The 17,764-nt window shown below is 61.6% G+C and carries 18 protein-coding genes and 1 pseudogene; 11 read left to right on the top strand and 8 right to left on the bottom strand.

Annotated elements, in window-relative coordinates:
* Window positions 1-126: 126 nt before the first annotated feature.
* A complete protein-coding gene (argH, locus tag LOY70_RS28775) occupies window positions 127-1,521 on the bottom strand; it encodes an argininosuccinate lyase (RefSeq protein WP_123343563.1) in 1,395 nt (464 codons plus the stop codon).
* Complete coding sequence (locus tag LOY70_RS28770) at window positions 1,511-1,774, bottom strand: hypothetical protein (RefSeq protein ID WP_148051259.1); 264 nt, start codon at window positions 1,772-1,774, stop codon at window positions 1,511-1,513. Before LOY70_RS28770 ends, argH begins: the two co-directional genes overlap by 11 nt.
* Before the next feature lie 210 nt (window positions 1,775-1,984).
* Between LOY70_RS28770 and LOY70_RS28765 the strand changes: the two genes are divergently transcribed.
* From LOY70_RS28765 to LOY70_RS28735, 7 genes and pseudogenes are all read left to right on the top strand, one after another.
* Window positions 1,985-2,731 (top strand): LytR/AlgR family response regulator transcription factor, encoded by a 747-nt coding sequence (locus LOY70_RS28765; RefSeq protein WP_123343564.1) that lies wholly within the window; start codon window positions 1,985-1,987, stop codon window positions 2,729-2,731.
* Window positions 2,732-2,860: 129 nt separating this feature from the next.
* Window positions 2,861-3,802, top strand: a complete 942-nt coding sequence (gene hemC, locus LOY70_RS28760; RefSeq protein ID WP_025216088.1) for a hydroxymethylbilane synthase — start codon at window positions 2,861-2,863, stop codon at window positions 3,800-3,802.
* Window positions 3,799-4,545 (top strand): annotated as a pseudogene (locus LOY70_RS28755) (uroporphyrinogen-III synthase); the annotation flags it as partial. The gene hemC and the pseudogene LOY70_RS28755, both read left to right, overlap by 4 nt.
* Before the next feature lie 36 nt (window positions 4,546-4,581).
* Entirely contained in the window at window positions 4,582-5,712 is a 1,131-nt protein-coding gene (locus tag LOY70_RS28750; protein ID WP_259696050.1) for a uroporphyrinogen-III C-methyltransferase, read from the top strand.
* The gene (locus tag LOY70_RS28745; protein ID WP_265031998.1) at window positions 5,709-6,956 is read left to right on the top strand and encodes a heme biosynthesis protein HemY; all 1,248 of its coding nucleotides are present in this window, start codon (window positions 5,709-5,711) and stop codon (window positions 6,954-6,956) included. Before LOY70_RS28750 ends, LOY70_RS28745 begins: the two co-directional genes overlap by 4 nt.
* A gap of 221 nt (window positions 6,957-7,177) precedes the next feature.
* A complete protein-coding gene (locus tag LOY70_RS28740; RefSeq protein ID WP_265031997.1) occupies window positions 7,178-7,720 on the top strand; it encodes a disulfide bond formation protein B in 543 nt (180 codons plus the stop codon).
* Window positions 7,721-7,896: 176 nt separating this feature from the next.
* On the top strand, window positions 7,897-8,355 hold the full coding sequence (locus LOY70_RS28735; protein WP_003206770.1) for an Rsd/AlgQ family anti-sigma factor: 459 nt from the start codon (window positions 7,897-7,899) through the stop codon (window positions 8,353-8,355).
* Between the two features lie 59 nt (window positions 8,356-8,414).
* Here the strand turns inward: LOY70_RS28735 and LOY70_RS28730 are convergent, their stop codons facing one another.
* Window positions 8,415-9,080, bottom strand: coding sequence for an FKBP-type peptidyl-prolyl cis-trans isomerase (locus LOY70_RS28730; protein ID WP_265031996.1), 666 nt, complete (start codon window positions 9,078-9,080; stop codon window positions 8,415-8,417).
* A 191-nt stretch (window positions 9,081-9,271) separates the two neighbouring features.
* On the opposite strand from LOY70_RS28730, the gene LOY70_RS28725 reads away from it, so the two are divergent.
* Window positions 9,272-10,522 carry an AlgP family protein gene (locus LOY70_RS28725; protein WP_265031995.1) on the top strand — a complete coding sequence of 417 codons (1,251 nt, stop codon included), beginning with the start codon at window positions 9,272-9,274 and terminating at the stop codon, window positions 10,520-10,522.
* Here LOY70_RS28725 and LOY70_RS28720 read toward each other — a convergent pair.
* On the bottom strand, window positions 10,519-10,983 hold the full coding sequence (locus LOY70_RS28720; protein WP_265031994.1) for a TIGR02444 family protein: 465 nt from the start codon (window positions 10,981-10,983) through the stop codon (window positions 10,519-10,521). The two genes, LOY70_RS28725 and LOY70_RS28720, sit on opposite strands and share 4 nt — an antisense overlap.
* Before the next feature lie 50 nt (window positions 10,984-11,033).
* Between LOY70_RS28720 and LOY70_RS28715 the strand changes: the two genes are divergently transcribed.
* The 3 genes from LOY70_RS28715 to rhtB all read left to right on the top strand — a co-directional run bounded on the left by LOY70_RS28715 (window position 11,034) and on the right by rhtB (window position 14,260).
* Window positions 11,034-12,944, top strand: a complete 1,911-nt coding sequence (locus LOY70_RS28715; RefSeq protein WP_025216081.1) for an ATP-binding cassette domain-containing protein — start codon at window positions 11,034-11,036, stop codon at window positions 12,942-12,944.
* Entirely contained in the window at window positions 12,944-13,525 is a 582-nt protein-coding gene (locus tag LOY70_RS28710) for a mechanosensitive ion channel family protein (protein ID WP_265031993.1), read from the top strand. The genes LOY70_RS28715 and LOY70_RS28710 overlap by 1 nt, the downstream gene beginning before the upstream one ends.
* Window positions 13,526-13,627: 102 nt before the next feature.
* The gene (gene rhtB / locus LOY70_RS28705; RefSeq protein ID WP_123416252.1) at window positions 13,628-14,260 is read left to right on the top strand and encodes a homoserine/homoserine lactone efflux protein; all 633 of its coding nucleotides are present in this window, start codon (window positions 13,628-13,630) and stop codon (window positions 14,258-14,260) included.
* Between the two features lie 203 nt (window positions 14,261-14,463).
* Here rhtB and LOY70_RS28700 read toward each other — a convergent pair whose 3' ends face one another.
* From LOY70_RS28700 to LOY70_RS28685, 4 genes are all read right to left on the bottom strand, one after another.
* Window positions 14,464-15,207 carry a penicillin-binding protein activator LpoB gene (locus LOY70_RS28700; protein ID WP_265031992.1) on the bottom strand — a complete coding sequence of 248 codons (744 nt, stop codon included), beginning with the start codon at window positions 15,205-15,207 and terminating at the stop codon, window positions 14,464-14,466.
* A 3-nt stretch (window positions 15,208-15,210) separates the two neighbouring features.
* The gene (gene lpoB / locus LOY70_RS28695; RefSeq protein ID WP_025216077.1) at window positions 15,211-15,798 is read right to left on the bottom strand and encodes a penicillin-binding protein activator LpoB; all 588 of its coding nucleotides are present in this window, start codon (window positions 15,796-15,798) and stop codon (window positions 15,211-15,213) included.
* A gap of 162 nt (window positions 15,799-15,960) precedes the next feature.
* Entirely contained in the window at window positions 15,961-16,332 is a 372-nt protein-coding gene (locus LOY70_RS28690; protein ID WP_265031991.1) for a YcfL family protein, read from the bottom strand.
* Window positions 16,333-16,350: 18 nt separating this feature from the next.
* Window positions 16,351-17,742, bottom strand: a complete 1,392-nt coding sequence (locus tag LOY70_RS28685; protein ID WP_265031990.1) for a COG3014 family protein — start codon at window positions 17,740-17,742, stop codon at window positions 16,351-16,353.
* Window positions 17,743-17,764: the final 22 nt, after the last annotated feature.

Genomic DNA, 17,764 nt, shown 5'->3' with positions numbered 1-17,764 from the left:
TCGGTGATTTGAAGTCAGCTATCGCGAGCAAGCTCGCTCCCACATTTGAATCTCCGAATGTTCACAACAGTGTGTTCACGGGAGATTGACTGTGGGAGCGGGCTTGCTCGCGAAGCTTTTCAGCTTTTAGCGGCTGGCGAGCAACGCCTGGCCGCGCACCACGGCCGCCTTGACCTGCGCCGGTGCGGTACCGCCGATGTGATCACGGGCGTTGACCGAGCCTTCCAGGGTCAACACCGCGAACACGTCCTGCTCGATCTGGTCGCTGAACTTGCGCAGTTCATCCAGGCTCATCTCCGCCAGGTCTTTGCCGCTGTCCACGCCATACTTCACGGCGTGCCCGACGATTTCGTGGCAGTCACGGAACGGCAAGCCACGGCGTACCAGGTAGTCGGCCAGGTCAGTGGCGGTGGAAAAGCCGCGCAGGGCTGCTTCGCGCATCACCGCATGCTTGGGCTTGATGGCCGGGATCATGTCGGCAAAGGCCCGCAGTGAATCGCGCAGGGTGTCGGCGGCGTCGAACAGCGGTTCCTTGTCTTCCTGGTTGTCCTTGTTGTAGGCCAGCGGCTGGCCTTTCATCAGGGTCAACAGGCCCATCAGCGCACCGAACACGCGGCCACTCTTGCCCCGTACCAGTTCCGGCACGTCGGGGTTTTTCTTTTGCGGCATGATCGAGCTGCCGGTGCAGAAGCGGTCTGGCAGGTCAATGAATTGGAATTGCGCGCTGGTCCACAGCACCAGCTCTTCGGAGAAGCGCGACAGGTGCATCATCGCGATGCTCGCGGCGGCGCAGAATTCGATGGCGAAATCGCGGTCAGAAACGTTATCCAGCGAGTTGCCACCCACGGCGTCGAAGCCCAGCAGTTGTGCGGTGTATTCGCGATCGATCGGGTAGGTGGTACCGGCCAGCGCCGCGCTGCCCAGGGGCATGCGGTTGGTGCGTTTGCGGCAATCGACCAGGCGCTCGTAGTCGCGGCTGAGCATTTCGAACCAGGCCAGCATGTGATGCCCGAACGTTACAGGTTGGGCGGTTTGCAGGTGGGTGAAGCCCGGCATGATGCTCTCGGCCTCACGCTCGGCCTGTTCCAGCAGGCCTTTTTGCAAGCGCGTGATCTCGGCCAGGATCAGGTCGATTTCATCGCGCAGCCACAGGCGGATGTCAGTGGCTACCTGGTCGTTGCGGCTGCGACCGGTGTGCAGCTTCTTGCCGGTCACGCCGATGCGATCGGTCAGGCGCGCTTCGATGTTCATGTGCACGTCTTCAAGGTCGATGCGCCAGTCGAACTGGCCGGCCTCGATTTCACCCTGGATGGTCTTCAGGCCATCAATGATGCTGTCGCGCTCGGCATCGGTCAGCACACCGACCTTGGCCAGCATGGTGGCGTGGGCGATCGAACCCATGATGTCGTGGCGATACAGGCGCTGGTCGAAGTTGACGGAGGCGGTGAAGCGGGCGACGAAGGCGTCGACGGGTTCACTGAAGCGGCCGCCCCAGGACTGATTGGTCTTGTCAGTGCTCATGAATTCGCTCGTGATCGGCTGAAGAAAAAATAGCGGTTAAAGGCTGCGGCGGATGATAGCAGGGTTGCCGGGGCTGGCGCTGGCACTGGTCGGCAGGTTTTTTGCGCACAACCTGAGCATTTAATGAGGCTTTTTGCGCAACGATATTTTCCGATTGAGCAATATCGTCGCGGCAACCGTCTACAGTGGACGGTAGGACTTTTGCTTTTTCCATCCATGGCGCAGCGGACGAATAGAAAAAGGGGGAGCTCATATTGATCAGATCGAGTGTTAACAATCCCTATGGCGACGCCGTGCGACAACGGGCCTCGAGCATCTATCGGCAAGCGTTGGTAAAGATAGGCAACTGCCTCGCGGCACTTTTTGGCCCTCGAGCGAGTCTTAGCGTGGATCGCGGTGACGGATGTCACTTCCCCTGTCTACGCTATCCTTGTGCGAGACTCACGCAGGAATCCAGCGCAATATGAATGTCCTGATCGTTGATGACGAACCACTGGCCCGTGAGCGCCTGAGCCGAATGATTGGCGAACTCGAGGGTTACAGTGTCCTGGAGCCGAGCGCCACCAATGGCGAAGAGGCGTTGGCCCTTATTGAAAGCCACAAGCCGGATATTGTGCTGCTCGACATCCGCATGCCTGGCCTGGACGGCTTGCAGGTCGCGGCGAAGCTGTGCGAGCGAGAGTCTCCGCCCGCGGTGGTGTTTTGCACCACGCGGGACGACTTTCCGCCGGAGGTGCTGCAGGCCGGCGCCGTGGGCTATCTGATCAAGCCGATCTCCGCCGAGGCGTTGGTTGAGGCCTTGCGCAAGGCCGAGCGACCGAACCGGGTGCAACTGGCGGCGCTGACCCGCCCGGCCGCCGAAAGTGGCAGCGGCCCGCGCAGCCACATCAGTGCTCGAACCCGCAAGGGGATCGAGCTGATTCCGTTGAACCAGGTGGTCTACTTTATCGCCGACCATAAATACGTGACCTTGCGCCATGAGAGTGGCGAGGTGCTGCTGGACGAGCCGCTCAAGGCCCTTGAAGACGAGTTCGGCGAACGGTTTGTGCGCATCCACCGCAATGCCCTCGTGGCTCGTGAGCGAATCGAGCGTTTGCAACGCACTCCGCTTGGACACTTCCAGCTGTTTCTCAAAGGCCTCAATGGTGATGCGTTGATTGTCAGTCGGCGACACGTGGCCGGTGTCCGCAAGATGATGCAGCAGCTCTAGTGCCGTGCGGCAAGACATTCCATTTCCAGGACATTGACGGCCAGGGAGGCTTTGGGGTCGTGATTCAAATCAAAGCGGTTTTGGCTGAGCTGTTATTATCCGCCGTATCTTTTAAGTACGGATTGATCCATGTCCCCTCGCGAGATTCGCATCGCCACCCGTAAAAGTGCCCTGGCTCTCTGGCAGGCCGAATACGTTAAAGCCCGTCTGGAAGCCGCCCACCCCGGCCTTAACGTGACGCTGGTGCCCATGGTCAGCCGCGGTGACAAGCTGCTCGACTCGCCGCTGTCGAAAATCGGCGGCAAGGGTCTGTTCGTCAAGGAGCTGGAAACCGCGCTGCTGGACAACGAAGCCGACATCGCCGTGCATTCGATGAAAGACGTGCCCATGGACTTCCCTGAAGGCCTGGGCCTGTTTTGTATCTGCGAGCGGGAAGATCCGCGCGATGCCTTCGTCTCCAACACTTTCTCCAGTCTCGATGCGCTGCCTGCCGGGAGCGTGGTGGGCACGTCCAGCCTGCGTCGCCAGGCGCAGTTGCTGACTCGCCGCCCTGACCTGCAGATCCGTTTCCTGCGCGGTAACGTCAACACTCGCCTGGCCAAGCTCGACGCCGGTGAGTACGACGCGATCATCCTCGCCGCCGCGGGCCTGATCCGCCTGGGTTTCGAAGATCGCATCACCTCGGCCATCAGTGTCGACGACAGCCTGCCAGCCGGTGGGCAGGGGGCGGTGGGCATCGAATGCCGCAGCGCCGATAGTGACATTCACGCCCTGCTGGCATCGTTGCACCACGAAGACACGGCCACTCGGGTTTTCGCCGAGCGAGCCCTCAACAAACACCTCAATGGCGGTTGCCAAGTGCCCATCGCCTGTTACGCCGTGTTGGAAGGCGAACAGGTCTGGTTGCGTGGCCTGGTGGGTGATCCGAACGGTGGCCGGCTGATCAGCGCAGAGGCCCGGGCGCCGCGCCACGATGCCGAGGCGTTGGGTGTGCGAGTGGCTGAAGATCTGCTCAGCCAGGGCGCCGATGACATTCTCAAGGCAGTCTACGGCGAGGCAGGCCACGCGTGACAGGCTGGCGTCTGCTACTCACCCGGCCCGCAGACGAGTCGTCGGCGCTGGCGGCTGTCCTGGCCGAAGCGGGTGTATTCAGCAGCAGCCTGCCGTTGCTGGATATCGAGCCGATCCCCGTGTCTGATGCCGGGCAAGCGATCCTTCAAAACCTGGACCGGTACTGCGCCGTGATTGTGGTCAGCAAGCCTGCCGCTCGTTTGTGCATGGAGCTGCTGCGCCAATACTGGCCCCAGCCGCCAGACCAGCCATGGTTCAGCGTGGGGGCGGCCACCGGGCAGATTCTGACCGACGCTGGCCTCACCGTGTTTTATCCCGATAACGGCGACGACAGCGAAGCCTTGCTGGAGCACCTGGTGTTACGCCAGGCTATCACCCGTCCCGATCCCAAGGTTTTGATCGTGCGTGGCGAGGGCGGGCGCGGTCTGCTGGCAGAGCGTTTGCGCGAGCAAGGTGCTAGGGTCGATTATCTGGAATTGTACCGGCGCGGCCTGCCGCACTACCGCGAAGGTGAGTTGCCAGCGAAGGTTGAAGCGGAACGCTTGAACGCGCTGGTGGTCAGCAGTGGGCAGAGCTTCGAGCATCTGCAGCGGCTCGCTGGCGATGCGTGGCCCGCCCTGGCGCGGCTACCGCTGTTTGTTCCAAGCCCGAGGGTTGCCGAGATGGCGCGTGCCGCCGGGGCCCGAACAGTTGTGGATTGCCGTGGCGCCAGTGCCGCGGCTTTGCTGGCGGCGTTACGGGAACAGTCCGTGCCGTTTTCTATTGCAAAGGATGGATACGTGAACGAAACAGCCTTGCCAAAAGATCAAGACCAGCCAGCGATCGATGCGCCGGTTGAAACCCCGGCCCCGATGGCGCCGCGTCGCGGCAACGGACTGGCCATTGTCGCGTTGTTACTGGGAGCTGCCGGCGTGGCCGTTGGCGGCTGGGGCGTGTGGCAGGTGCGTCATCTGCAAGCCAATAACCAGCAGCAGTCCACCCAGGTCCAGGCGCTGAATGACCAGGCCCAGACCCTCAAGCTCAATGAGCAGCGCCTCAGTGAGCGTCTGGCGCAGTTGCCACCGGCTGAAGAGTTGGAGGAACGGCGGCGTCAGGTCGCCCAACTGCAAGGCGATCAGCAACGCCTGAACCAGCGCCTGGAAACCGTGCTGGGTGCCAGCCGCAAGGACTGGCGCCTGGCTGAAGCCGAGCATTTGTTACGCCTGGCCAGCCTGCGTCTTTCCGCCTTGCAAGACATCAGCAGTGCCCAGGCATTGGTCCAGGGGGCTGACGAGATCCTGCGCGAGCAGAACGACCCTGGCTCGTTCGCCGCCCGCGAGCAGTTGGCCAAGACGCTCGCGGCGTTGCGCAGCACCGAACAACCGGATCGCACCGGGCTCTTCCTGCAACTGGGTGCCCTGCGTGACCAGGTGTTGCAACTCACCGAGCTGGCGCCCGAATACAAGGACCGTGGTGAATCCCTGCTGGGCCTGACCGCCGATGGCGATGGTGCCAGCCGCTGGGCACAGTGGTGGGACCAGATCTCGCGCTACATCCGCATCGATTTCAACGCGGACGAGAACGTCCGTCCACTCCTGGCCGGGCAGAGCCTGGTGCAGGTGCGCCTGGCCTTGAGCCTGGCGCTGGAGCAGGCGCAATGGGCTGCCCTCAATGGCCAGGCGCCGGTGTACACCCAGGCGCTGACCGAAGCGCGGGACGTGCTGAAGAGCAACTTCAACCAGGACAATCCGCAAAGCAAAATAATGCTTGAGCGCGTGGTCGAGCTGTCCAAACAGCCGGTGACGGTGGTCACGCCGGACCTGACGGGTACCCTGAGCAGCGTCCAGGCCTACCTTGAGCGTCGCAACCTGAATGCCGAGGATTCGGTCAAGCCGCTGCCCAAGCCTGGCGAGCAGGAGACCGCGCCATGAAGCGCCTCTACGTGATTCTGTTCGTGGTCATCGCTGCCGCTGCGTTGCTGGGTGTGGCGATCGCCGAGCATTCAGGTTACGTGCTGGTGGCGTACAAGAACTTTCGTTACGAGGCCGGCCTGTGGGTCACCCTGGCGCTGGTGGCGGTGCTCTGGCTGTTGTGGCGGGGCGTGAGGGCCTTGATCGGGCTGGTGACCACGTCCAGTGACGTGGTCAACCCATGGTCGCGGCGCAACCGCAGTCGCCGTGTGCAGGTGGCAATCGAGCACGGCCAACTGGACCTGGCCGAAGGTCGTTGGGCCAGCGCCCAGCGTCATTTGCACCGTGCCGCCGAAGCCGAGCGCCAACCGTTGCTCTACTACCTCGGAGCCGCCCGCGCGGCCAATGAGCAGGGGCTCTACGAGCAGAGCGACAGTTTGCTGGAGCGTGCCCTGGAACGTCAGCCCCAGGCGGAATTGGCCATCGCCCTGACTCACGCGCAATTGCAGACCGACCGAGGTGACACCGACGGCGCGTTGAGCACGCTACAAGCCATGCATGAACGTCATCCACATAACGCCCAGACCTTGCGCCAGTTGCAGCGACTGCATCAGCAACGGGGTGACTGGTCGGCGGTGATTCGGTTGTTGCCGGAGCTGCGCAAGGACAAAGTCCTGCCGCCCAGTGAACTGGCTGAGCTGGAGCGCCGGGCGTGGGGCGAGAATCTCACCCTGGCGGCCCATCGTGAAGAGGACGGCAGCGTCGGTTTGCAATCGCTCAACCGCGCTTGGCAGCAACTGACCTCCGCGCAGCGTCAGGAGTCGGCGCTGGTGCTGGCCTATGCCGAGCAGCTGCGGCAACTGGGGGCCCAGGTCGAGGCCGAAGAAGTGTTGCGGGTTGCGCTCAAGCGTCACTATGACAGTCACCTGGCACGCCTGTACGGGTTGGTTCGGGGCAATGATCCGATTCGCCAGCTGCAAACGGCCGAAGGCTGGCTCAAGGATCATCCGGCCGATCCAAGTCTGCTGCTGACACTCGGGCGCCTGTGCCTTCAGGGCAGCTTGTGGGGCAAGGCGCGGGACTATCTGGAAAGCAGTTTGCGGGTTCAGCGCAATCCCGAAGCCTGCGCTGAATTGGCGCGGTTGTTGGCGCAGCTGGGGGATGCCGAGCGCAGCAATCAGTTGTTCCAGGAAGGGTTGGGGCTGCTGGATGAGCGTCTGCTGGCCGCGCCTTTGCCGGTCCCGGCTCAGGTCCTGTCCACTTGATCTGCGTTTGAGTCGTTTTGGCGGGGGAGCGTGCTCCCTCGCCGCAAATACAGGGGTTTAATCGTGACCACGGGAAAGTCCTACAAAGGATTGCGCTGAATCCGCTCGTGCCTGTCGGGAATTCCCTACACCCCTGGTGAAGTGTCTGCACGGACCTGCCTTGAAAGGCCCGAGGGCTTTCCTCTACCGTAACTGCTTGTCTCTTTTGTTACGGAACCGCCATGTCTTTGGCCAGCTCACGCTTCTTGTTTCTCATGGCTTCCATTGCCGCTGCCCTGGCTTTGGGCATCTCCAATTATCTGGAATATGCGGTCGGCCTGACGCCTTGCAGCCTGTGTGTTTTGCAGCGGTTGTGCCTGATGCTGTTTCTGGTGAATGGCCTCGTAGCCTGTGTACACGGTCCAGGTGAAAAGGGCAGCATCTTCTATGGGGCGATAGGGTTGGTTTTTGCATCGGCGGGAATGACCCTCGCGTGGCGTCAAGTCCTGATGCAAAGCATTTCGTTCGAGCAGTTGCCCGATTGTATTGTGCAGATGCAGAGATCCGATTCCTGGTGGTGTGCCTTGCATCGCGTCCTCGAGGGTGCGGTCGACTGCGCGAACCTCACTTGGACGCTGTTCGACCTGAGCATCCCCGAATGGAGCCTGTTGTTTTTTCTCGCGGTGTCCAGCGTGATGAGCTATTTGCTGTTGCGCCTTGTCTGGAGTGCTCTGGTACGACCGCTCAGCGGCGATACGTCGCACCTGGTCCGGGTGTTGGATTAAACACTTGTATGAACTTTATCTCCTGCGTACCTTGAAGCGGTTGTCGTGCGGGCATAATCTGGCCCGCACGTGTTATTGGAATTGTGCCGCTCGATCATGTTATGTCTGGCTTGTCCCTGATCATTCAGGCGTGTGCAGACTGCGAGGGGGCATGACTCACAAGGGAAGAAATCACCATGCTCGAAAGTTGTCAGAATGCTCAGGAACGCTGGGGTGGGGTGCATCTGCTGATCGACCGCTGGTTGCAGGAGCGTCACGAACTGGTTCGGGCCTATGATGCTCTCGGCGACAAGCCTGAAGCGCTGAGCGAAAGCCGCAAACCGTTGCAGGAATTCTGCGGTGTGCTGGTCGACTATGTGTCTGCCGGTCATTTCGAGATCTACGAACAGCTGACAGGCGAGGCCAAGGCCTTCAACGACAAGCGTGGCCTGGAGCTCGCCGAGCAGATTTACCCGCGTATCGACGTCATCACCGAAAAACTGCTGGCGTTCAACGACCTTTGTGATGAAGGCAAGTGCGTAGCGGAAAAATTCAAAGAGCTGGGCGGCTTGCTGCACGAGCGCTTCGAACTGGAAGACTGCCTGATCGAAGTGCTGCACAACGCCCACAAGGAAGAGGCTGCGGTCCAGGCCTGAAGGGCTCGCGGTCATAAAAAACGGTGCGCATTGCGCACCGTTTTTCGTTTGGGACAGTGTCAGGTTGTCGCGCCCAGTAACTCGATTTCAAACACCAGAGGCGTGAATGGCGGGATCAAATCCCCGGCACCTTCGGCGCCATAGGCCTGGGTCGATGGAATCACCAATCGCCACTTCGCGCCGACCGGCATTTGCGGCAATGCACTGCGCCAACCGTCAATCACGCTGTCGAGGCTGAACCACTGAGCTTGCCGGTTGGAGTCGAATACGGTGCCGTCCGGCAACCGGCCGATGTACAACACTTGGACCTTGCCGTGGGGACCGGCTTTCGCGCCGTGGCCTGGCTTGAGTTCGGTCAGCAGGATGCCGTCTGCCAGCTGTTGGACGCCGGGGCGGTTTTTTTCTTCATCGAGAAATTTCTGTTCGGTCTTCAGTGCGACTTCGATCTGCGGAGTCGTGGATTGCGCCGTCAGTTGCGCCTGGTGCGCCGCCAGGATCTGTTCGATGCGTTCATCCTTGAGGGCCAGTGGCTTGCCCAGATAGGCCTGTTGCAGACCTTCCACCAGGGCCTGGATCTGCAAGTCGGGTACGTCCTGGCGCAGACGTTCACCCAGGCTCGCACCCAAGCTGTACGCCAGATCGCGAGCCTCGTTTGCGTTGGTTTTTTCAACGGCCTGAGTCATGGAGCAAACCATGCACAGGCTTAAAAACAGGTGACGCGACATGTGTGCTCTCCGGCCTCGAATCGAGGAATTATGCCAGTGTCGATATCTGTAGCGGTGGATTGCCCAGGCACGGATGTAGAAGATTTTTCGTCTCTTGCAACGCAACGTCTTGTGTACTGTCAACATGCCCTAGCGGCGGTTGCAGCAGAGGTCTAGTATGAGCCGCACTCACGTCAGTCAGGAGGTAAACCATGTCGGCCACCAAGAAGCCAGTAAACACTCCGTTGCACCTGCTCCAACAACTTTCGGGCAGCTTGCTCGAGCATCTGGAAAATGCCTGCTCCCAAGCCCTGGCTGATGCTGAAAAACTGCTCGCCAAGCTGGAAAAACAACGCGGCAAAGCCCAGGAGAAACTGCACAAGTCGCGCACCAAGTTGCAAGATGCAGCCACCGCTGGCAAGGCCAAGGCACAAGCCAAGGCCAAGGACGTTGTGAAAGAACTCGAAGACCTGCTCGATGCCTTGAAGGATCGTCAGTCCGAAACCCGCACCTACATTCTGCAACTCAAGCGTGATGCCCAGGAAAGCCTGAAACTGGCCCAGGGCGTCGGTCGCGTGCAAGAGGCTGCGGGCAAGGCGCTGTCGCTTCGTGCTGCCAAGCCTGCTGCTGTATCGGCCAAGAAGCCGGCAGCTAAACCCGTCGCGGCAAAAGCACCCGCTAAAGTGGCTGCCAAGCCAGCTGCGAAAGCACCGGCCAAAGCAGCAAGCAAGCCGGCTGCCAAATCGGTCGCTGCCAGCGCTGCAAAACCAGCGGCAAAAAAACCAGCTGCTAAAGTTGCCGCCAAACCCGCTGCAAAAACGGCCGCCGCTAAGCCTGTAGCCGCCGCTAAGCCTGCTGCAAAAGCTGTCGCTAAACCTGCCGCTAAAACCGCCGCCGCCAAACCTGTTGCAAAAGCTGCTGCCAAACCTGCCGCTGCGAAACCAGCTGCCAAACCTGCGGCAACAAAAACTGCTGCGGCCAAGCCAGCTGTGAAACCGGCTGCCAAGCCAGCTGTTGCCAAAGCACCTGCCAAAGCGACGGCTAAACCCGCTGCCAAACCCGCTGCGGCAAAACCTGCGGCCAAGCCAGCCGCCGCGAAACCTGCCGCTGCAAAACCTGCAGCCAAGCCAGCCGCCGCGAAACCTGCCGCTGCAAAACCTGCAGCCAAGCCAGTCGCCGCGAAACCTGCCGCTGCAAAACCTGCCGCTGCAAAACCTGCGGCCAAGCCAGCTGCCGCGAAGCCAGCTGCTGCAAAACCTGCGGCTAAGCCAGCGGCGAAACCCGCCGTGAAAAAGCCAGCCACCGCAAAAGCCTCGACTGCGCCAGCAGCCAAGCCTGCGACATCGGCACCGGCTTCGACCACGACCGCGACACCTGCTCCAACCGCCAGCACTCCGGCCCCGGCGATCAGCCCATCCGCTGCCGTAGCGCCGAGCTCCAGCAACCCAACCAGCGCTTCCTAAGTGCCGGACACCGCGACGCGCAGCTGATGCAGCGCGTCGCGGTTCGCTGGGTCGGCATTCGCCGCCAGCCCTTGCAGCCATTGCGCTGAATCGCTCCGTTGTCCCTCAGGCCAATCCTCGGTCGTTGCCTGCAATCGCTCCAGCAATCGCCGTTCGGCTTCCAACTCCAGTCCCTTGAGCTGTTCGCGCAGGCTATTGAGTGCTGTGTCTTGCAAGGCGCTGGTTTTCCATTGGCTGCGCAGCGAGCGCAAGGGCCTTACCACCTCAGCATCCCAAGGCTCGGTCAATTGCCGAAGCTGTTGCAGCCGTTGTTCATTGCAGGTTACGCCGCGCCGTTCCAGCCAAAGTCCGCAAAGCAGCAGGCACACATTGGCGCCAGCGTTCTGTAGCGCCAGGCAGGCTGGCTCTACGCCAGGCTTGGCATAGAGGTCGAGGGAAAAGCTCCACAGGTCAGGGGACATCGTGCTACTCGCGCCAGTTGTGAGCGAAGCTGGTAGACTCCGCCGCCATTATGATCCGACTTCAGAACCTGACTTTACAGCGTGGCCCGCAACGTCTGCTAGAAGACGCCGAGCTGACCCTGCACGCCGGCCACAAAGCTGGCCTCATCGGTGCCAACGGCGCCGGCAAATCGAGCCTGTTCGCCTTGCTGAGGGGCGAGCTGCACCCGGACTCGGGCGACTGCTTGCTGCCGGCCGATTGGCGTATCGCCCACATGCGCCAGGAGGTCGACACCCTCGAGCGCCTGGCAGTGGACTACGTGCTCGACGGCGACCTGCGCCTGCGCCAGGTTCAACGCGACCTGGCGGCGGCCGAGGCGGCCCACGACGGCGCCGCCCAAGCCCGTTTGCATTCGGAACTCGACAGTGCCGACGGCTACACCGCCGATGCCCGCGCGCGCAAATTGCTGGCAGGCCTGGGGTTTACCAATGAGCAGATGGACCGTCAGGTCGGGGATTTCTCCGGTGGCTGGCGGATGCGCCTGAACCTGGCGCAGGCCTTGATGTGCCCCTCGGACTTGCTGCTGCTCGATGAGCCCACCAACCACTTGGACCTCGACGCCATCATCTGGCTCGAAGATTGGCTCAAGAATTACCCCGGCACGCTGCTGTTGATTTCCCATGACAGGGACTTCCTCGACGCCGTGGTCGATCACGTAGCCCATGTCGATCAACGCAAGCTCACCTTGTACCGCGGCGGCTACAGTGCTTTCGAGCGAGCCCGTGCCGAACGCCTGGCCCAGCAACAGCAGGCATACGAGAAGCAGCAGGCGCAGCGTGCGCACATGGAAAGCTACATCGCCCGCTTCAAGGCCCAGGCCACCAAGGCCCGCCAGGCCCAGAGCCGGATCAAGGCGCTGGAGCGGATGGAGGAGCTGTCCGCGGCCCACGTCGATTCACCGTTTGATTTCGTCTTCCGCGAGTCGACCAAGATTTCCAGCCCGCTGATCGACCTGTCCGACGCGCGCCTGGGCTATGGCGACAAGACTGTGCTGGAGAAGGTCAAGCTGCAACTGACCCCGGGTGCGCGGATCGGTCTGCTGGGCCCTAACGGTGCCGGTAAGTCGACCCTGATCAAAAACCTTTCCGGTGAACTCGAACCTCTGGCCGGGCGCCTGACCCGGGGCGAGAACACCGTGGTTGGCTACTTCGCCCAGCATCAGCTCGACTCCCTGGATTCCAAGGCCAGCCCGCTCCTGCATTTGCAGCGTCTGGCGCCGACCGAGCGCGAGCAGGTCCTGCGGGATTTCCTCGGTGGTTTCGACTTCCGTGGCGCGCGTATCGACGAGCCGGTGCTGAATTTCTCCGGTGGCGAAAAGGCTCGCCTGGCGCTGGCGTTGATCGCCTGGGGTCGGCCGAACCTGCTGCTGCTCGACGAACCGACCAACCACCTCGACCTGGAAATGCGCCTGGCCCTGACCATGGCCTTGCAGGAGTTCAGTGGGGCCGTGCTGGTGGTGTCCCACGATCGACATTTGCTCAAGAGCACCACGGATAATTTCTTCCTGGTGGCCGACGGCAAGGTCGAGGAGTTCGACGGCGATCTGGAAGACTACGCGCGCTGGCTGGTGGAGTACCGTCAGCGCAATGCCCCGGTCAGCACCACGCCCGTCAACCCGGACAAGACCGACAAGAAAGCCCAGCGCCAGGCCGCAGCGGCCCTGCGTCAGCAGTTGGCACCTCACAAGCGCGAAGCCGATAAGCTCGAAGTCGAACTGGGCAAGCTCCATGAAAAGCTGCAGAAAATCGAAACCAGCCTCGGCGACAGCGGTCTTTACGAAGCGGCGCGCAAGGATGAGCTGCGTGATCTGCTGGCCGAACAGGCCAGGCTGAAGGTTCGGGAAGCGGAGCTTGAGGAGGCGTGGATGCAAGCCTTGGAGCTGCTGGAAAACTTGCAAGCGGAGCTGGAGGCTTTGTCCTGATGGAAGCGTTGGCGTTGCCTGTCCCTGTCATGTGGATCGAGCCGATCTGGCTCGGTGTGCAAATCCTGCTGATCCTGTTGGTGGGATATATCGCCCAGCGCTTCGTTGCGCGTGCGCTCACGGGGCTCGGCGAGCGCTACCCACTGCCGACGCAATTGGTGATCATCCTGCGCGGTGTGCTGCGCTGGCTGATCATGGGCAGCGCCGTACTGGTGGCGCTGGAGCGCCTGGGTGTCTCGGCCACGGTACTCTGGACGGCGATCTCGGGTTTCGTGGCGGTGGCAGCGGTGGCGTTCTTCGCCATCTGGAGCGTGCTGTCTAACCTGTTCTGCGCCGTGTTGATCTACACCGTTGGACCGTTTCGCCTGGGGGATGTGGTCGAGCTGGTGGACACCACCGACAAGCCTGGCATCAAGGGTCGCGTGGTGGCGATCAACCTGCTGTACACCACATTGATCGAACCCGAGGAGCTCGGCACCGGCAGCGCCATGGTGCAAGTGCCCAACAGCCTGTTTTTCCAGCGTTCGGTTCGGCGCTGGCGTGGCAGCGAGGCGTTTCCGGTTGGCGGTTTCGTCGAATGACCGGGCCGTGCCGATTGGCTGTTTTTTGCGAAAAAGCGATGGTCAATCCTGCGGCGGCGGATTAGCTTAGTCGTTTTCGACTAATCCGAGCCGAGGTGTGCAATGTTGCTGGAAACATGGCTGGCGTTTTTCGCTGCCTGTTGGGTGATCAGTCTTTCCCCGGGTGCCGGTGCCATTGCATCGATGTCCAGTGGCTTGCGCTACGGTTTTTGGCGCGGTTACTGGAACGCCCTCGGCCTGCAGCTGGGCCTGGCGTTGCAAATCGTGATCGTCGCCGCCGGTGTTGGCGCGATCCTCACCGCATCAGCCACCGCGTTCTACGCGATCAAATGGTTCGGTGTGGCCTATCTGGTTTACCTGGGTATCAAACAGTGGCGAGCCATCCCCGGCGATATCAGTGATGACTCCGTCGTGCGGCCTATCGGCAACCCTTTGGCCCTGGTGTTTCGCGGCTTTCTGGTCAACATCAGCAACCCCAAGGCGCTGGTGTTCATGCTGGCGGTGCTGCCGCAGTTCATCGACCCCCATGCCCCCTTGCTCAAGCAGTACCTGATCCTGGGCGTGACGATGATCTGCGTCGACCTCATCGTCATGGCCGGGTACACCGGGCTGGCGTCCAAAGTCCTGCGCCTGTTGCGCACACCGAAGCAGCAACGGCGGATGAACCGCACGTTTGCTGGCCTGTTCATCGGGGCGGCGGGCTTGCTCGCGACGATTCGCAAGGCTGCGGTGTAACCGGCTTATAAACAACACCTGTGGCGAGGGAGCTCCCTCGCCACAAAAGCACCTACCTATCCCTTTGATCGTTCCACGCTCCGCGTGGGAACGCCGCCAGGGACGCTCCGCGTTCCGCTTCTGGAAGGTGACGCAGAGCGTCACGGGCTGCATGCCCACGCAGAGCGTGGGAACGATCATTGCGCCCTATCCCGCGGTGTGGCTCAGCGCAGGATTACCGGCGCGGTATCCCGGGGCAGATTATTGCGCTGCATCGGCTCGCCGGGCTGTTGGTGGCTCGGGCCACCGAGTTGTTCGCTCATTTGCCGCGCCACGTCTTCACCCAGGGCCTTGGACACGTCGCGCACCACCCGCGGACGGTTGAGGCTGATGTGGACGTCCCGGTGGTTCAACAGCTTGGTGTCCTGGCCTTCACCCATGGCGGTGAAGGCCGAGGTGATTTCGAAGGTCTTGGTGTTGATCAGGCTGAAGTCCGCCACCAGTGTCAGTGCAAGCACTGCCGAGTAGCTGTCGGTGTTGGCCAGTTCGTTGATGTCGCGGGTGAAGTCGATGTCGGACACGGTGCCGAACAGCACGTAATCGGCGCCCTTGAAGTGGCCGCCCTTGATGCGCTTGATGACGTCATAGACATCGCCGGTGGACGACGCGGTGTACGGTGTGCCCTGCACCAGCTGGAACATCCCGCTGCGCAGGATCTCGCCCTTGATGTCACCGGTGAACTTGCGCAGCTCGCCCTGCTCGATGTAGCTGCTGGTGGCTTCCATCTCGTCGTAGCTCGACGACGCGCTGGCGCTATAGGCATTGGCCTGGAAGTTACTCTGGGCGGAAACGGTGTGGATGTACTCTTCCACCCGCGCCTGGTACGCCAGGTCAGTGACCGCGACTTTTGGGGCCGCCTGCGCGCCGAACGCGCAGGCCAGGGCCATGATGCCGATCCATGTGCGCATGGCTTAACGCTCCGTGGTCTTGCGGATTTCTTTTTCGTCCATCCACTCGGCCAGACCGCTTTCGACGTCGATCAACTGCAGGCTGAATTTATAGAAGACGTCCTTGTAGTCGCTGCTGCGCTTGACGATCGAGCTGATGGAACCCTCGATGCGGTATTTGGCGGCGATCATGTTGCCGGTCTTGGCCACGGTGCTTTTCTTGTACAGGCCGCTCTGGTTCTGCAGCTTGAGCTGGTCGACCTGGCTGTCCATGGCGGTGTTGTCGCTGGCGAAACGGGCGGCGCCGGTCTTCATCAGCTGGGTCTTGATGCTGGTGGTGATTTCGCGGGTGTCGATGTACTCGCTGGTCTTGTTCTTCACGTCATAGACCTGGACCACCGGACGGCCCTGCAAAACGCCGGACTGGGCCAGGGAGCGGGTCATGGATTCGGCGATCATCTGCAGGTCGGTGGAACCGAACTCGTTGGTCACGGTTTCCACGGCCTTGGTATCGCCGTAGCTGATGTTCTTGTTGCCCAGGACCGGGGAGTTGTTGGCACAGCCGCTGACCAGCAGGGCGGCGAGGGCGATGGAGGAAATGCGTACAAACATGGGGATGCTCTCGAAAACTGAAAAAGGGATAACGCGTAATACCTGTCACTCGGTCGCTTTCTGTGGGAGCGAGCTTGCTCGCGATAGCGGTGTGTCAGTCAGCATCATTGCTGGCTGATCCAATGCCATCGCGAGCAAGCTCGCTCCCACAGGTTGTGCGGCTCAAGGGGTATTGATTTCCAAACGGAAATCCACAGCCTTGGGCGTCGGCGCGATGGCCGGCAGGAAGCGGGTCTGTTCGCCGTACAGCGTCAGGGTTTTCCAGGTTTCTTCCTCGGCGATCGGAAAGCCTTCCGGCCCCAGCCAGGCAAAACGGTAATACATCGTCTTGTTGTTGAAGCTGGTGTTGCTCAGCTGCACGTTGACGGTCAGGTAGCCGTTTTCCCGGGCGACGCGCATGGCGCCCACCACGATGTTTTTCGTCTTGCCCATCGCCACGACCTTGCTGGCGGCACTGCCCGGCTCCGGTGGTGGCGGGGTGGCGCAACCGGCCAGCAAGGCCAGGGCGCCGACGGCGATCAGTTTTAAACGCATGTGAACAAGACTCCGTTCTTAAGGTTGCTTAAGGGCAATGGCGGTCGGGTTGGCGCTGGGCATCACCTGGGCAGCCAGGCCACCAGCGAACACTTGGTTGCCCACCGCCCGCAGGCTGATGACCTGGTAACGCTGGTCGACGGTAACCTTGACCACCGAGCCACCCACGGCGCTCGGCAAGGTGACCTGGTGCTCGCCTTTCTTCAGGCGCAGGCGCACCACCTGGGTGTAGTCCGGCAAGGTGCGCCAGGTCCGGGTGTCAGCACCTTCGAGCACGGCCGAGGTGATGCCCACGGCCAGGCCGGCCAGGGGATTGGTGTCATTGATCTGCTTTTGTGCCACACCACGGGTGATCGCCCGCACGGTCGTGCGCAGGATGATGCCTGGCATGTCATCGCGCAGGGCCCGGCGGGACATGGCGGTGGTGCTGTTGAGCTGGGTCAGGTCGAGCTGACGGCCGTCGACGCCGATCTGGGCGAAGGTGGCGGTAGAGGTGTCAGGCTTGATCAGCGGGAACGACAGTGGCGTGATGACCAGGTTGCCGCTGATAGGCAAGGGCAGGGGAATGCGGATCGAGTCCCGGGACGGCGCCAGGCCGCTCTGGACGACGATCAGGATGTCGCTGTCGTCGTTCTTGGCTGGTTTGTCGAGGTTGAGCAGCGCCTGTTCCAGCAACGGGGTGTTCGGGCGCAGTTCGGCGGCCTTGCGGTAGCCCGGTGCGGCCAGGTCCTTTTCCCCCAGGGCTTCGTAGACGAAACCGGCCAGGTAGTGGCTGAACGCACTCTGGTAACTGTTTTTCAGGCTGACCACTTCCGGCGCGTCGAGGCTGGCCACCGGGTAGCCCTTGAGGTCTTTGTACTCGGTCTTGACCCCTTGCTTCTCGGCATCCTCTTCGCGCTTGAGGTATTCCTTGTCCCGCAGGTCGGCAATTACCGCTTCGCGTTCGTGGGTCTTCTTGATTTGCGTCCGCGCACCGTCGAAGTCATTCACCGCCAGCAGATTCAGGGCCATCTGCGTGGTCAGCATGACCTTCTCGTAGTCGTAGCCCTCGTAGCGCCGGACTTTATCGTTGACCAGGAAGCTGCCGAACTGCGCCAGGTACTTGGCCGTGTCGAGCTTGACAGCGTCTTCCCACTGGCCGACCTGCTGGTCGGCGCTGGTCCAGGCGGTCTGGCTGCCGGACAGATCGCCCTTGGCGCGTAGCAGCTCGCCTTTCTCGAAGAAATACAGCAGGTCTTTGTCCTGGCTGCTGTTGTTCTTTTCCAGCAGGGTCAACGCGGCGTCGACGTTGCCGGAAGCCAGCTGCTGGTTGGTCTGGGCCAACTCACTGTCGTAGTTGCGAAAGGCCGAACAGCCGGACACCAAGATGATTGCACCGAGGACGAGCGAAAAAGCGGCACGGGAGGCCATGTCTACATCTTCCCTGAGGTAT

This window comes from Pseudomonas sp. B21-054, assembly GCF_026016345.1.
GTDB lineage: Bacteria > Pseudomonadota > Gammaproteobacteria > Pseudomonadales > Pseudomonadaceae > Aquipseudomonas.
This window is presented reverse-complemented; position numbering and strand designations above follow the sequence as displayed.